Annotated in this window: 14 protein-coding genes and 1 other RNA gene; 8 read left to right on the plus strand and 7 right to left on the minus strand. The window is 37.0% G+C overall.

Annotated features, from left to right (window positions below; all coding sequences use genetic code 11):
* Nucleotides 1-12: 12 nt before the first annotated feature.
* From ppk1 to ZA05_RS17690, 3 genes are all read left to right on the plus strand, one after another.
* A complete protein-coding gene (gene ppk1, locus ZA05_RS17680; protein ID WP_053993011.1) occupies nt 13-2,079 on the plus strand; it encodes a polyphosphate kinase 1 in 2,067 nt (688 codons plus the stop codon).
* The gene (locus ZA05_RS17685) at nt 2,080-2,988 is read left to right on the plus strand and encodes a Ppx/GppA phosphatase family protein (RefSeq protein WP_053993012.1); all 909 of its coding nucleotides are present in this window, start codon (nt 2,080-2,082) and stop codon (nt 2,986-2,988) included. It abuts the gene before it with no gap.
* 97 nt (nt 2,989-3,085) lie between these two features.
* Nucleotides 3,086-3,619, plus strand: a complete 534-nt coding sequence (locus ZA05_RS17690; protein WP_053993013.1) for a porin family protein — start codon at nt 3,086-3,088, stop codon at nt 3,617-3,619.
* An 89-nt stretch (nt 3,620-3,708) separates the two neighbouring features.
* On the opposite strand, the gene ZA05_RS17695 is transcribed toward ZA05_RS17690, so the two are convergent.
* The 4 genes from ZA05_RS17695 to ZA05_RS17710 form a co-directional block, all read right to left on the minus strand.
* Nucleotides 3,709-4,290, minus strand: a complete 582-nt coding sequence (locus ZA05_RS17695; RefSeq protein WP_053993014.1) for a tRNA-(ms[2]io[6]A)-hydroxylase — start codon at nt 4,288-4,290, stop codon at nt 3,709-3,711.
* Between the two features lie 5 nt (nt 4,291-4,295).
* On the minus strand, nt 4,296-4,856 hold the full coding sequence (locus ZA05_RS17700; protein WP_053993015.1) for a hypothetical protein: 561 nt from the start codon (nt 4,854-4,856) through the stop codon (nt 4,296-4,298).
* 8 nt (nt 4,857-4,864) lie between these two features.
* A complete protein-coding gene (locus ZA05_RS17705) occupies nt 4,865-6,592 on the minus strand; it encodes a DNA polymerase III subunit gamma/tau (protein WP_053993016.1) in 1,728 nt (575 codons plus the stop codon).
* A 140-nt stretch (nt 6,593-6,732) separates the two neighbouring features.
* The gene (locus ZA05_RS17710; RefSeq protein ID WP_157514743.1) at nt 6,733-7,677 is read right to left on the minus strand and encodes a hypothetical protein; all 945 of its coding nucleotides are present in this window, start codon (nt 7,675-7,677) and stop codon (nt 6,733-6,735) included.
* 95 nt (nt 7,678-7,772) lie between these two features.
* Here ZA05_RS17710 and rnpB point away from each other — a divergent pair.
* Nucleotides 7,773-8,076, plus strand: an RNA gene (gene rnpB, locus ZA05_RS17830) — RNase P RNA component class A.
* A 57-nt stretch (nt 8,077-8,133) separates the two neighbouring features.
* Here the strand turns inward: rnpB and ZA05_RS17715 are convergent.
* From ZA05_RS17715 to ZA05_RS17725, 3 genes are read right to left on the minus strand one after another with little or no spacing between them, the layout of a single operon-like run.
* Nucleotides 8,134-8,697, minus strand: coding sequence for an RsmD family RNA methyltransferase (locus ZA05_RS17715; RefSeq protein WP_053993018.1), 564 nt, complete (start codon nt 8,695-8,697; stop codon nt 8,134-8,136).
* Complete coding sequence (locus ZA05_RS17720; RefSeq protein WP_157514744.1) at nt 8,697-9,539, minus strand: DUF3822 family protein; 843 nt, start codon at nt 9,537-9,539, stop codon at nt 8,697-8,699. The genes ZA05_RS17715 and ZA05_RS17720 overlap by 1 nt, the downstream gene beginning before the upstream one ends.
* Nucleotides 9,505-10,230, minus strand: a complete 726-nt coding sequence (locus ZA05_RS17725) for a hypothetical protein (RefSeq protein WP_053993019.1) — start codon at nt 10,228-10,230, stop codon at nt 9,505-9,507. Before ZA05_RS17725 ends, ZA05_RS17720 begins: the two co-directional genes overlap by 35 nt.
* Nucleotides 10,231-10,433: 203 nt before the next feature.
* Between ZA05_RS17725 and ZA05_RS17730 the strand changes: the two genes are divergently transcribed.
* Genes ZA05_RS17730 through ZA05_RS17745 form a run of 4 tightly spaced genes read left to right on the plus strand, consistent with a single transcriptional unit; the run spans nt 10,434 to nt 13,967 of the window.
* Nucleotides 10,434-11,858, plus strand: coding sequence for an ATP-dependent RecD-like DNA helicase (locus ZA05_RS17730; protein WP_053993020.1), 1,425 nt, complete (start codon nt 10,434-10,436; stop codon nt 11,856-11,858).
* Nucleotides 11,859-11,890: 32 nt separating this feature from the next.
* Nucleotides 11,891-12,457, plus strand: a complete 567-nt coding sequence (locus ZA05_RS17735; protein WP_053993021.1) for a DUF4126 domain-containing protein — start codon at nt 11,891-11,893, stop codon at nt 12,455-12,457.
* Nucleotides 12,458-12,503: 46 nt separating this feature from the next.
* On the plus strand, nt 12,504-13,232 hold the full coding sequence (kdsB, locus tag ZA05_RS17740) for a 3-deoxy-manno-octulosonate cytidylyltransferase (protein ID WP_053993022.1): 729 nt from the start codon (nt 12,504-12,506) through the stop codon (nt 13,230-13,232).
* An 18-nt stretch (nt 13,233-13,250) separates the two neighbouring features.
* The gene (locus ZA05_RS17745) at nt 13,251-13,967 is read left to right on the plus strand and encodes an HAD family hydrolase (protein ID WP_369793869.1); all 717 of its coding nucleotides are present in this window, start codon (nt 13,251-13,253) and stop codon (nt 13,965-13,967) included.
* The last annotated feature ends 1 nt before the right edge of the window (nt 13,968 follow it).

A 13,968-nucleotide genomic window follows, 5' to 3' on the forward strand; every position in this document is an offset into this window, starting at 1 on the left:
AAACAATCAACAATGACGGATATTACTGTAAAGGACAAGAATATTTATGTAAATAGGGAGTTAAGCTGGCTTCAATTTAATGCGAGAGTATTGCAGGAAGCTGCCGATGAATCTGTTCCAATGATAGAACGATTGCGGTTTTTGGGAATTTTTTCAAATAACCTAGATGAATTTTTTAAAGTACGATATGCTACGGTAAAACGCATTGATGAAGCAGGAAAGGCTGGGAAGAGTGAGCTAGGAGGTATAAAGGCCAGTGAATTATTGGAGAAAATCACCCAGGTGGTCATCAGGCAGCAGAGTGAAAGTTTGGACATTTTACACAATATCCATAAGAAGCTTGAGGATTACGACATATTTATTATTGACGAGAACAAAATTAATGCCAAGCAGCATGATTTTATAAAAAACTATTACTTTCAGCATGTTAGTCCAGCTTTGGTAACCATCATTTTAAACGATTTGGTTGATTTACCGATGTTAAAGGACAGTGCAGCCTATTTGGCCGTTAAGATGATTTTGGCCAACGATGAAAAACAGTATGCGCTTATTGAAATTCCAAAATCCATAAAACGATTTGTGGTTTTGCCTAAACAAGATGATAAGGATTATATCATCATTTTGGATGATTTATTGCGTTATTGCCTGGATGACATTTTTAATATTTTTGATTATAAGAGTATTTCAACTCACATGATTAAGATTACCAGAGATGGTGAACTTGATTTTGACAGTGACTTGAGTAAAAGTTTTATCGACAAAATTTCTGAAAGTGTCAAACATCGCCAAATTGGTGACCCTGTTAGATTCGTTTATGACAAAACGATTGATAAGGAAACTTTAAATTATCTGTTAAACAAAATGGGTATAGATGCCAAGGATAGTGTCATACCTGGTGGCCGATATCACAACAGAAGGGATTATATGAGTTTCCCTAGTTTGGGCAGAACCGATTTACTTTACGACAAAATCAAAGCCTTGCCAATTAAAGGTTTGAGCCTGGAAAGTAGCATTTTTGAGAATATCTCCAAAAGAGATTATTTACTATATACACCTTATCATACATTTTCGTATGTAGTTAAGTTTTTAAGGGAAGCCGCTTTAGATCCTACGGTAAGAACCATTAACATTACCATTTATAGATTGGCGCAAATTTCACATGTGGCCAGTTCCTTGATAAATGCAGCTAAGAATGGGAAAAAGGTAACGGTTTCCATCGAAATTCAGGCGCGTTTTGATGAAGCAGCCAATATTGCTTATGCCGAACAAATGCAGGACGAAGGTGTTAATTTGCTATTTGGTGTGGCAGGTTTGAAAGTGCATAGTAAAATGTGTGTGATTGAGCGAGAAGAGGATCATAAGCTTAAACGCTATGGTTTTATAAGCACCGGAAATTTCAATGAGTCCACCGCAAAAATATATACAGATTTCACTTTGTTTACGGCCGACCAAAAGATATTGAAGGACCTTAACAAAGTGTTCAACTTCTTCGAAATCAACTACAAAATTTTCAGGTATAAACACATCATTACATCCCCGCATTATACCAAGTCAAAATTCTTCAAGCTTATAGACAAGGAAATTGATAATGTCAAGGAAGGTAAACCGGCCTACATCAAACTGAAAATGAATAGCATTTCAAGTTATGCCATGGTCGATAAGCTTTATGAAGCGAGCAGGGCCGGCGTGAAAATTCAAATGATTGTTCGTGGACTTTGCTGCTTGGTACCTGGAATACCGGGTATGAGTGAAAATATTGAGGTAATCAGTATTGTTGATAAATTTTTGGAGCATACCCGTTTATATGTGTTTTGTAATGAAGGTGATACAAAAGTGTTCATTTCGTCTGCTGATTGGATGACTCGAAATATTGAGAATAGAGTGGAAGTAACTTGTCCTATCTATGATGAGGCCATCAAAGAAGAGCTTTTGGATGTCTTCGATATTTGTTGGAATGACAATGTAAAGGCAAGGATTTTGGATGAATTTCAGGATAATAAATACAAGCGTAACGACAATCCTAAGGTAAGGGCACAGTTTGCGACCTACGACTATTATTTAAAAAAATTACAAGAATAAATGCTTTCAATTAAAAAATATGCGGCCATTGATATTGGTTCCAATGCAGTGAGGTTGCTAATTTCTAACATTATAGAGCAAAAAGGAAAACCTACACGTTTTAAAAAGAATTCACTGGTAAGGGTCCCCATTCGTTTAGGTGCCGATGTGTTCCTTAAGCAGAAAATATCCAAGGAAAACGAACGGCGTATGTTGGATACCATGACGGCGTTTAGATTGTTGATGAAGTCTCACAAAGTAGTGGCCTATAAAGCTTGTGCTACATCGGCCATGCGTGAGGCAGAAAACGGACCCAAGGTTGCTAAGTTAATTTCAGAACAGGCGCAGATAGATATTGATATTATTGGTGGGGAGGAAGAAGCCGCGATTATTGCCGCCACCGATTTGCATAGTTATATCGATGAAAGCAAAACCTATTTGTATGTGGATGTAGGAGGGGGGAGTACCGAATTTTCGGTGATTCATCTTGGTGAAAAAGTAGAATCAAAGTCCTTCAAAATAGGAACCGTAAGATTACTCAACGATATTGTCAATAAAGAGACTTGGGAAGAGTTGGAGTCATGGATCAAAGAGCATACAAGGGGCTATGACAAGTTGGATTTGATAGGGTCAGGGGGAAATATTAATAAAATCTTCAAAATCTCAGGAAAGGCCATGGGGAAACCTTTAACTTATTTCTATTTGTCTTCGTATTATGAAAAACTTCAGACCTATTCCTATGAAGAGAGAATAACCGAATTGGACTTGAATCAGGATAGGGCAGACGTAATTATTCCGGCAACCCGAATTTATCTATCGGCCATGAAATGGAGTGGCGCTAAGGATATATATGTACCAAAAATCGGACTTTCTGATGGAATTATTAAAAGTATGTACTATAAAACGGTTTCAAGTTCTCTTTTGGAATAAGAATGAACACTTTATCTTATTTTTTTTGTTACATATCTAAAATTTAACTGTTATTTGTTAATTCCATTTATATTCGAGCACTCAAATCATTCAAACTATGAAGACAATTTTTACTAGTTTATTGGTAGTGTTGTTCGTGACACTTGGATATTCTCAAGAAGTTAAATACGGTGTAAGAGCTGGTTTAACCATTTCAAATTTAGATTATAAAGACGCCCCAATTGTAAGAAACCCGCATAGAAACGGATTTTTATTTGGAGTTCATGCTGATATCGGTGTAACCGAGCAGTTTTCTATAATGCCAGAACTACAATTTTCACCTGAAGGTGCTAATGTGGAAGATTTTGCCAACGATTACCTTAATTTACCAGTACTTTTTAAGTACGCTATGCTTGACGGTAGAGTGGCGCTTGGTGTAGGGCCACAGGTAGGATTGAAAATTCACAAAGAAAATGATGGTTTTAAAAACTTTGTGTTTGCTGGTGTTGGAATTATTGAATTTAAAGTGTGCGAAGACTGGTATGTAGATGCCAGATATAATTACGGATTTTCAAATGTTTTTGATGACGATTTAGGCCCCGAAGCAACAAACAATGTCATCCAGATTGGAGTAAACTTTAGAGTGTTTTAGGTAGGGCTATTAATCGTTTTTTTTATAAAATGATAAATCCCAATTAGCAAAAGTTACTTTTGTAATTGGGATTTTTTTATGTTTACTTGTTAACCGTGTATGGTTTCCTTTTTGCCAAGATCCTTCATAATTTGAGCTTCAAAATCCAATAGGTCTTGCCATTTTTTGTCTACTTCCTGGCGATCGCCATATTGTCTTGCAAAGCCTAAAAACATGGTGTAGTGGTTGGCTTCGCTTACCATAAGTTTTCTGTAGAACTCCGCTAGTTCCTTATCTTCCAGTTCTTCGGAAAGTAATCTAAAACGCTCACAACTTCTAGCTTCAATTAAGGCTGCATATAATAAGCGGTGAACCAATTGGGTGGTCCTACTACCGCCTTTTGGAAAGAACTTCATCAATTCAATCACGTAGTCGTCCTTTCGATCACGGCCTAAGGTCCAACCTCGTTCCAAAATTTTATCATGTACCATTTTAAAATGGCTGATTTCTTCCTTAACCAAGGCTACCATTTCTTTAACCAATTCAGTGTATTCCGGAAATCCAACTATAAGTGAAATGGCGGTACTAGTTGCTTTTTGCTCACAGAAGGCATGGTCTGTAAGGATGTCTTCAATATTCTTTTCAACGATATTTACCCAGCGCGGGTCTGTAGGGAGTTTTAAGCCTAACATTTGTTTTAACTATTTTGTTCTTTTAAAGCCGTATTCTGCTGACCATTGTTGTCAATGGTCATTTCATAAATTCTATAAGATAGTGTTTGGGGATCGATAAAGGTAATTTCCAAATTGACCCAATCTGCTCCCGAACTTTCTTGATTCACCCAAACATGCTCCAAGGTGGCATTGTTCCAAAATAAAGAGTTGTCTTTCTTTAAAAACACATCAGCATTAATGGTGGTGGCGAATATTTTTTGATTGGCATTATAGACTACAATTTCGGATTCAAATGCTCTGTGAAATTGGATGTCCTTGTTGTTGCCCAATGTCTTTTTGTGTTGCAGGACCTCTTGATTCATCAAACTGTAATTTTTGATGTTTACCCTTAGGTTATTAGACAAGATGGTGTCTGTTTCAACTTCGGTATAGGTTTCTGGATAAAAACTAATAAGCTCTAATGGCGTTTGTTTTTGGTTGAATTCTGAAATAGATTGTTGCAGGGATTCCCTAGAGCTTTGGCGTCCGTCACAACTTGTCAGGATTAATCCTAATATGGTGAATAATATCAAAATATGTTTCATAACGGTGCTTATAAATCTAATCCAAAGATACTCCTTAATTTTTCAATATTAGGATTCTTTTCCTTTAGCTTTTCGTATTGATCTTCAGGAGTAAAGGCATATTGCTTCACAATTTCTTCATTAACGGTGATATCTAATCTAAGGTCGAAGTTTTTGAGCCTATTTTTAAGAAATTCCATCAATGGGTTTTGAGCGCGTTCCAATTCAACTTTTAAGGTTGAATTTGGAAATTCGAGTCCAATATTAGTACCGTTCAATTTAGGCGTATTCATCTCGAGGATGGAAGCCATAATTTTTTCACCCTTTAATTGAAGCTTTTCAATATAGGCATTCCAGGCTTGTGTGAATTCTTCAGGTGTAAATGCTTCTGTAGGCAAATCGGTAGTATCGAGTACAACATCTTGCTGTTTTATGGAATGCTCGCGTTTGGCTCGGATGCTTTTTAGGGACAGACCAGAGGTTCTACCTTGTTTGGCTTCCCTTTTGGCAATGATCGCTTCTGTAGTAAGTGCCTCTTTGGTTGCTGGTTGTTTGACCTCTGCACTAGTTGTTTTAGCCTGAGGTGAAGTAGATTTTTGAACAGCCGCAGGTTTTGGGACTGAAACAGGAATGGGGGTAATGCCTTTATTTTTAAAATAGGAAGGCGGAATTATGTAACGTCTACTATTTTTTTTTTCTCCATCAAAAGTGATAGAGGCAAGCTGCATAAGGCATAATTCAACGAGTAAGCGTTGATTTTTACTGCTCTTGTATTTCAGATCACAGTCGTTGGCAAGTTCAATGCCCTTTAAAAGGAAATCCTGTGGAGCCTTTTGGGCCTGTTCCAAATATTTTTGTGAAGCATCTTCACCAACTTCTAAAAGTTCAACTGTTTTTGGATTTTTACAAACCAGTAAGTTTCTAAAATGCGATGCCAATCCAGCAATGTAATGATGCCCGTCAAAACCTTTACCTAAAATGATATTGAACTGGATTAGTAAATCTGGAATTTTGTTTTCCAGAATCAAATCGGTACTGGTTAAGTAGGTTTCGTAATCCAGAACATTCAAGTTCTCAGTTACGGCTTGACGCGTTAAGTTTTTTCCTGAAAAACTAACTACTCTGTCAAAAATGGAAAGTGCATCACGCATGGCGCCATCTGCCTTTTGGGCAATGATGTGCAGGGCATCGTCCTCTGCAGTTACGCCTTGTTCTTCGGCAATATATTTTAAGTGCTCTTTGGCATCTTTTACCGTAATTCGTTTAAAGTCGAAAATTTGACAACGGGATAAAATCGTTGGGATGATTTTATGTTTTTCGGTAGTTGCCAAAATAAAAATACAATGCTTAGGCGGCTCTTCCAAGGTTTTCAAAAACGCATTGAAGGCAGCCTGAGAGAGCATGTGCACCTCGTCAATGATATAGACTTTGTATTTTCCAACCTGAGGGGGTATTCTAACCTGATCGGTAAGGTTCCTAATGTCGTCTACCGAGTTGTTGGAAGCGGCATCCAGCTCAAAAATGTTGAAAGCAAAATCTTCATCGTCACTTTCGTTGCCGTCACTATTGATCATTTTTGCCAAAATACGGGCGCAAGTGGTCTTTCCAACCCCTCTAGGTCCCGTAAAAAGTAATGCTTGAGCTAAATGGTTATTTTCAATGGCATTGAGCAAAGTATTGGTAATAGCTTGCTGACCTACAACATCTTTGAAGATTTGAGGTCTGTATTTTCGAGCTGATACGATGAAATGTTCCATTGAAAAAACTTAGAACAACAAAATTAAAAATTCAATTGTAAATAGGGAATTATGTCTGTCAAAAATCTATTTAGTTATTAACATAAACAAAGACAAGGGCCATGGCCCTTGTCTTTGTTTATGTTTAAATTCTTTTAAATTTATATATTTTCACTTATTTCTTTAAGGTCTTTTGGAGTCGTGTCATGGTTACTTGGAGTTATACTCCCAAAAGATACACTAGAAGGAGTAGAATACCCTAGTATTTTCCCATCCTCTGCATTGATGGCATATTGAATAAAAATGAACTTATTTTGGTCCCATTGTTGGTTGTCATTCATTTGTTGATACAATGGCATAGCGCGTACGTATGCAAAGTTTGGATTTTTTGAAATTATGGCTTCATCAATTTCTTCTTTCGAGGTGAATTTATAATTGTATTTGTAAACTTTGCTAATCTCTTTTTTTAATTTACTACTAACACTAGCCTCATCCAATAACAGTGTTTTTTCTTTTAATAGTTTAGAATTTTCAGCTATTTCATTTTGAAAATTTTTTCTTGAGTAGTTTTGTTCCTTTCTTTTTACTCTTGAATTTAGATAGTTTTGAAATTGTTGGATGATTAAAGTTAAATCTGCTTCATTGGGATGTTGTGAAGTGTAGATCATTTCATAAACAGATTTATTTTTATTTGGTAGACGTAATTCAAAAGAGTAGTTACCTGCCTGCATTCTTACTTGCCCCTTAAAGTGACCTTCCAACTTATTTCTAAAATAAGCATATTGGTTCTTTTGGTTTTTGTCATTTAGGATTTGTTGAAATTCCTTTTCCGTAACAAATCGTATATTTTGAGAATAGGACCAATTGGCAGTAAAAGCTGCCTTAAGTGCTTTGTTGTAGACTTCTATAATTTCAATAATTTCATTGTACTTTTCAGGTTTCTTTTGTGCTTTCTTTTTTAGGTTATCATCTACTTCATCTAAGACAACCAGAAGAGTTTTATTTTGAACCTCTTTGATATCTTCTAGTTTGCCAAAACCAAATTGTGCGTTGGCTTGCAGTAAAGTACAAATAGTAAATAAAAATAGGAAAATTTTTTTGTTCATTTTAGTTGGTTTGAAGGTTAATTGTAAGCTAATATATACAAATTTTGTTGGGTTGACCAATTAAAAAAGCCGTGTTTTTTGTCTAACTTTGCACCCAAGTAAATCGCCTTATCGAACCAATCTATTGGTTAGGAAAGTCCGAACACCGTAGTGCAGTATAGTGGTTAATGGCCACCAGTCGAGAGGCTAGGAATAGTGCAACAGAAAGGATGTACAGGTAATGCTGTAGTGAAATCATGTAAACTCTATACGGTGCAATGTCATGTATACCAACGCTTGAGGGCGGCACGTTCGATGTTGGAGGGTAGGCAGCTAAAGTGTGCTGGTAACAGTACACTCAGATAAATGATAAGGGCTCCATTCGGAGTACAGAATTCGGCTTATAGATTTACTTGCTTAAAACAGGCCCATTTTTAATGGGCTTTGTTTTTCTCAATAATTGAGATGTGTTTAAGTTTATTCCGCTACGGAATGATCTTCCGCTTCTATTTCAAAAAAACTGAAAACGCATCCTCCGTAATTTTTGGAATAGGCATAGTGTTCCATATTGGATAAGTCAGTTTCTTTGGAATGCTCTACAATTAAAACACCATCTTCCTCCAGCATATTATTTTGGAACACCAAATTGGGAATGGTTTCAAACTGGTCTTGGGAAAACCCATAAGGCGGATCTGCAAAAATAACGGTAGCCTTGGATTTGGTGCTTTCCAAAAACTTGAAAACGTCACTTTTTATAGTAGAAATGGGCATGTTGAAAGTTTCCGAAGTTTCATTGATAAACTTAATGCAGCCAAAATTTTCATCCACAGCCGTAATTTGTTCGGTTCCGCGTGACGCAAATTCATAACTAATACTCCCAGTTCCTGAAAACAGATCGATTACTGAAATTTCATCAAAGTAATACAGGTTGTTGAGAATGTTGAACAGTGCCTCCTTGGCCATATCGGTGGTAGGGCGTACAGGTAATTTTTTAGGAGGCGTGATTCGTCTTCCTTTAAATTGTCCGGAAATAATTCGCATTACTTGAAACTGTTTAAAAGAACATAATCGTTGTGGACAACGCTAGGTTCTTCAATAAAATTAAATTTATGATGCGGCGTGACAAACTCTACATTTCGTATAAAGGTATATACAATTTGATACAGGTCATCTCCTTCGGCAATGGCTCCCATCAGCTTTAACTTTAAGGTTTCGGGATCCATTTTTAATTGTTCTATGCTGAATAGAATGTAGTAAATAAAATCTTCCTTGGTGGTGTATTCAAAAGTGTTGTAGAGTACCAAGTTATAATCTTTCACTACTACTAGTTCAAAATGATGTTCATTTACATTTACATAAATATTGGGAACATTGGAAAGCGGTTGGTGCTTTAAAATGTGCTCTATTAAAACAGTAGAGGCATGTTTGTATTCAAAAGACCCAAACCTGTCAAACATAAAATTGTTGACATTTACCAAGGGCACGTAAACGTTCACCGAATCGTTAAACTGTATTTCATCAAATGAAATATAATCGGTGGTTAAAATTTTAGCATTGAATTTTAGGTAATCGGCAAGGTGGGCTTCATCAAACAATGGCTTTGGCACTAAGCAAGACAGTTCATTTTGATATATAAGAAGTACCTCGCTAAAGGTTTGGTCATAAACCGCACCGTCATCTAAGGTTGCCATGATCCGTTCCAAAATATCAAAAGGTGTCAGCTTTTTGTTGAAAGGAACATGCTGCAGATGTCCAATGGTATTGGTGGACTTATTTAATATACAAAAAGAAAGTCCACTCAAACTAATTTGAATGGACAGTTCTTTAATATCGTTTTGATGCAATTTTTTACTCGTTTGAATAATTTTTAGGCCAGTTTCCATTGGTGTTTACTTCGTTCATGGAACCTACTTTAAGAGCTGGACCATTAACATCGTCCACAGAAATCACTTCATTTTCTTTAGACACTAAGTTAGGGTCTTGGTCAAAAAGGATAACATCTTTAAGAACCGAGGCTTCAAAAACTGGAATTTCATCCAATTCACCTGCCTTAAGTTCAAATTTAGCACCTGGTTTACCAACAGGTACATCCATCATTGTTTTATAACGCGTATCTGCTCCAAAAAGAGAATCCTTAACAGGAACAAAATCCAAGGTGTCAATAATCACAATGTCCTTTCTCATTTCAACCCCACCGTAACGTTTTGTAAGCTCTTCGTCAATAACACTAGAGTCTCTACGTTGCGTAATTGTATACTGCGCAGTATCGATGAATTTTACCAAATTGTCAAAATTGTCAGTAAATTTACCGGTAACCGTTTTATGGGCTAGCTCGGCATCTCTAATATCTTTCAATTTTTCAATTACTGCCGCATAGCGCTTCTTTTTAAGTTGGTTGAATTGGATTTCTCCATAAACAGACATGAATGTTGAATATGCCAAGAATCCGATAAGCACCCATAAGGCGATGTTGATCAAAGGCTTAACCTTTTTCGGAACAAATTTATCAATCAACCATACGATTCCTATCGTACCTAGAATAATAATTACAACAGCAATAATTATTGTTAACATAGTTAGTTATTTTTATTTTATTAAAGGTGATACGCAAATCTACAACTTTTTTTTATTCACGAAAACCAATGCAAATAAAATTCAATTAAAAAAGAAAGATATGAAATTTGTTTCACATTATTAGGCTTTAATTTTATTTAGTAATGCTTTATACCTCTATGATATATATAGTATCTTGCCAAAAATTCAATTCTCATATTTAAATGACTGCCTCGGATTTCTATAAACTCATCAAGCAAAAGTTCCCTTTTGAACCTACAGTGAAGCAGAACACTGTTTTAATACAGTTATCGGAGTTTATTTTTGATAAATCACCTAATGCCCTGTATTTACTCAAGGGATTTGCGGGAACCGGAAAGACGAGTATTATTGGGACCATTGTTTCCAATCTCTGGGAGGCCAAAAAAAGTGCGGTGTTAATGGCGCCAACCGGAAGGGCGGCCAAGGTTATTTCCAATTACTCCGGAAAGGAGGCCTTTACCATTCATAAAAAAATCTACTTTCCAAAGAAAGAAAAGGGAGGAGGCGTGAAATTTGTACTTCAGCCAAACAAACATCGCAATACTATTTTTATTGTTGATGAGGCTTCCATGATTCCAGATACGCCAGGAGAATCCAAATTGATGGACAACGGCTCGCTCTTAGACGATTTAATGCAATATGTGTACTCGGGGCATCAATGCAAGCTTTTGCTAATTGGGGATAAAGCTCAGCTACCTCCTGTAAAATCCGATTTGAGTCCTGCTTTGGATGGACAGCGTTTAGATCTTAATTATAACAAGAAGGTTTCCAGTATTGAATTGGACGAAGTTATGCGTCAGGGGCAGGAATCCGGTATTTTATGGAACGCCACCAAGATTCGTGAAATTTTGGAGGAACACTTTTATGATGGGTTCAAGTTTAATATAAAAGGGTTCAACGATATAGTTAGGTTAATTGATGGCCATGAAATTATGGATGCCATTAATGATGCCTACAGCGAAAATGGCCATGAAGAAACCACCATTATTGTAAGGAGTAACAAACGAGCCAATTTATATAACCAGCAAATAAGAAATCGGATTTTATTCAAGGAAAATGAACTTTCTGCTGGGGACTATTTAATGGTAGTGAAGAACAATTACTTTTGGATCAAGCCAACCACCGAAGCCGGTTTTATTGCCAATGGAGATATTATAGAGGTCTTGGAGATTTTCAGTATCAAAGAGCTCTATGGATTTAGGTTTGCAGAGGTAAAGGTGAAAATGGTGGATTACCCAAGAATGAAACCCTTTGAAACGGTGTTGATGTTGGATACTATTGAGGCAGAAACACCTTCATTGACCTATGAAGATTCCAACAGGTTATACCAAGAGGTCCAAAAGGATTATGAAAATGAAACTTCCAATTACCGCAAGTTCCTGCAGATTAAAGGCAATCGCTTTTTTAACGCGCTTCAGGTAAAGTTTTCCTATGCCATCACCTGCCATAAATCTCAAGGAGGGCAGTGGGACACAGTATTTGTAGAGCAGCCTTATTTGCCAAATGGGATTGATAGGGACTATATGAGATGGTTGTATACTGCGGTAACAAGAGCCAAAGAAAAGTTGTATCTTATTGGTTTTAAAGACGAAAGTTTTGAAGCCTAGTTTTTAGGTGAAATTACAAGCGGATTTTCATTATGGTATTAGAAACGCTTATAGGTATATGCCTTGGTATAGGCTTGTCTGCATCGGTGGGATTCAGGGTGTTTTTGCCTCTTTTTGCCTTGAGTTTGGTAGCCCATTATGGTTTGTGGGAGGTCAATGAGTCTTGGCAATGGGTAGGGGGTGCCACGGCTTTGGTTACTTTCGGCATTGCCACGTTGGTCGAAATTATTGCTTATTACATTCCTTTTATTGATAATTTATTGGATACTATTGCAGTACCATTGGCTGGTATTGCAGGGACTTTGGTGGTGGTAGTCAACGCTACCAATTTAGATCCAGTAGTGATGTGGTCTCTAGCGATTATCGCAGGTGGAGGGACGGCTGCAGCTATTAAAAGTGGCGCTTCGGCTACAAGGGCCACCTCTTCGGTTGCTACAGCAGGATTAGGCAATCCCATAGTATCCACACTAGAAACAGGAACTTCGGCAGTGATGTCTGCCATGTCAATTTTTTTGCCTGTAATCGCTTTCATTTTGACACTTATCATGTTATATGTCTTTTTCAGGCTTTACAAAAAGATTAGGGCACCAAAATCCTAAAATCATTCAAAAAGTTTTATTTTTGGACTGAAATATATCAGCTGATATGAAAATAATTTCCATGATTCCGGCACGTTACAGTGCCTCTAGATTTCCTGCAAAATTAATGCAAGATCTGGCCGGTAAAACGGTAATCCTTAGAACTTACGAAGCTACGGTAGCCACGCAATTGTTTGACGAGGTGTATGTGGTAACCGATAGTGATATCATTTATAATGAAATTGTAAGCCACGGTGGGAAAGCCATAATGAGCCAAAAAGAACATCAGTCGGGTAGCGACAGGATAGCCGAGGCAGTAGCGGATTTGGATGTGGATATTGTGGTAAATGTTCAAGGAGATGAACCTTTTACCGAAAGAGGGAGCCTTCAAAAGGTGATTGAAGTATTTAAAGAGGACCCAAATAAGGATATCGATTTGGCTTCGTTGATGGTGGAAATTAAGGATTGGGACGAAATCAGTAATCCAAATACAGTCAAAGTAATTGTAGACCAGCAGAATTTTGCCTTGTATTTCTCTAGAAGTCCTATTCCGTATCCAAGAGATAAGGAAGCAGGAGCAAGATACTTCAAGCATAAAGGAATTTATGCTTTTAGAAAGCAGGCTTTGTTGGATTTTTATGAGTTGCCAATGCAATTTTTGGAAGCTACAGAAAAGATTGAATGCATTAGGTATTTGGAATATGGGAAGAAAATCAAAATGGTAGAAACCAATGTGGAAGGCGTCGAAATTGATACGCCGGAAGATTTGGAGCGTGCCAAACAACTTTGGAAATAAATGATATTCTAAATTCGAATGAGTTTGAAGAATGAATACCAACATATAAAAGTGATAGGGTTTGACGCCGACGATACCTTGTGGGTGAACGAAACCTATTTCCGTGAAGCCGAATTGGAAGTGGCTAAACTATTGGCCCCTTACGAGACTGCCAATAAGATTGATCAGGAGCTGTTCAAAATGGAAATCAAAAACTTGCCGTTATATGGCTATGGCGTTAAAGGTTTTGTATTATCCATGGTGGAGATGGCTTTGGAGCTTTCTAATAATTCGGTTTCAAATGCAACCATTGCTTCTATTTTAGATATAGGAAAGGACATGATCAACAAGCCCGTTGAATTATTGCATGGGGTAGAGGAAACCTTGAAAATATTAGCGCAGGATTATCGTTTGATATTGGTGACCAAAGGCGATTTGTTGGATCAGGAGCGCAAGCTTCAAAAATCTGGACTTTCAAGTTACTTTCACCATATTGAGGTAGTGAGTGAAAAGGAAGAAGGAGATTATTCCAAATTATTGAATCATTTGGATATCAAGCCATCAGAGTTTTTAATGGTCGGGAACTCTTTGAAATCAGATATTTTGCCTTTGGTTAATTTAAAGGCAAAGGCCATACATGTTCCGTTTCATACCACTTGGATCCATGAGCAGGTGTCTGAAACGGAAACACAACACAAAACATATAAAACAGTAAATAGTTTGCCTGAAATTATTCAGGTATTGACTGAACAATAAA

It is taken from the genome of Mangrovimonas sp. TPBH4, from assembly GCF_001280505.1.
Taxonomy (GTDB): domain Bacteria; phylum Bacteroidota; class Bacteroidia; order Flavobacteriales; family Flavobacteriaceae; genus Mangrovimonas_A.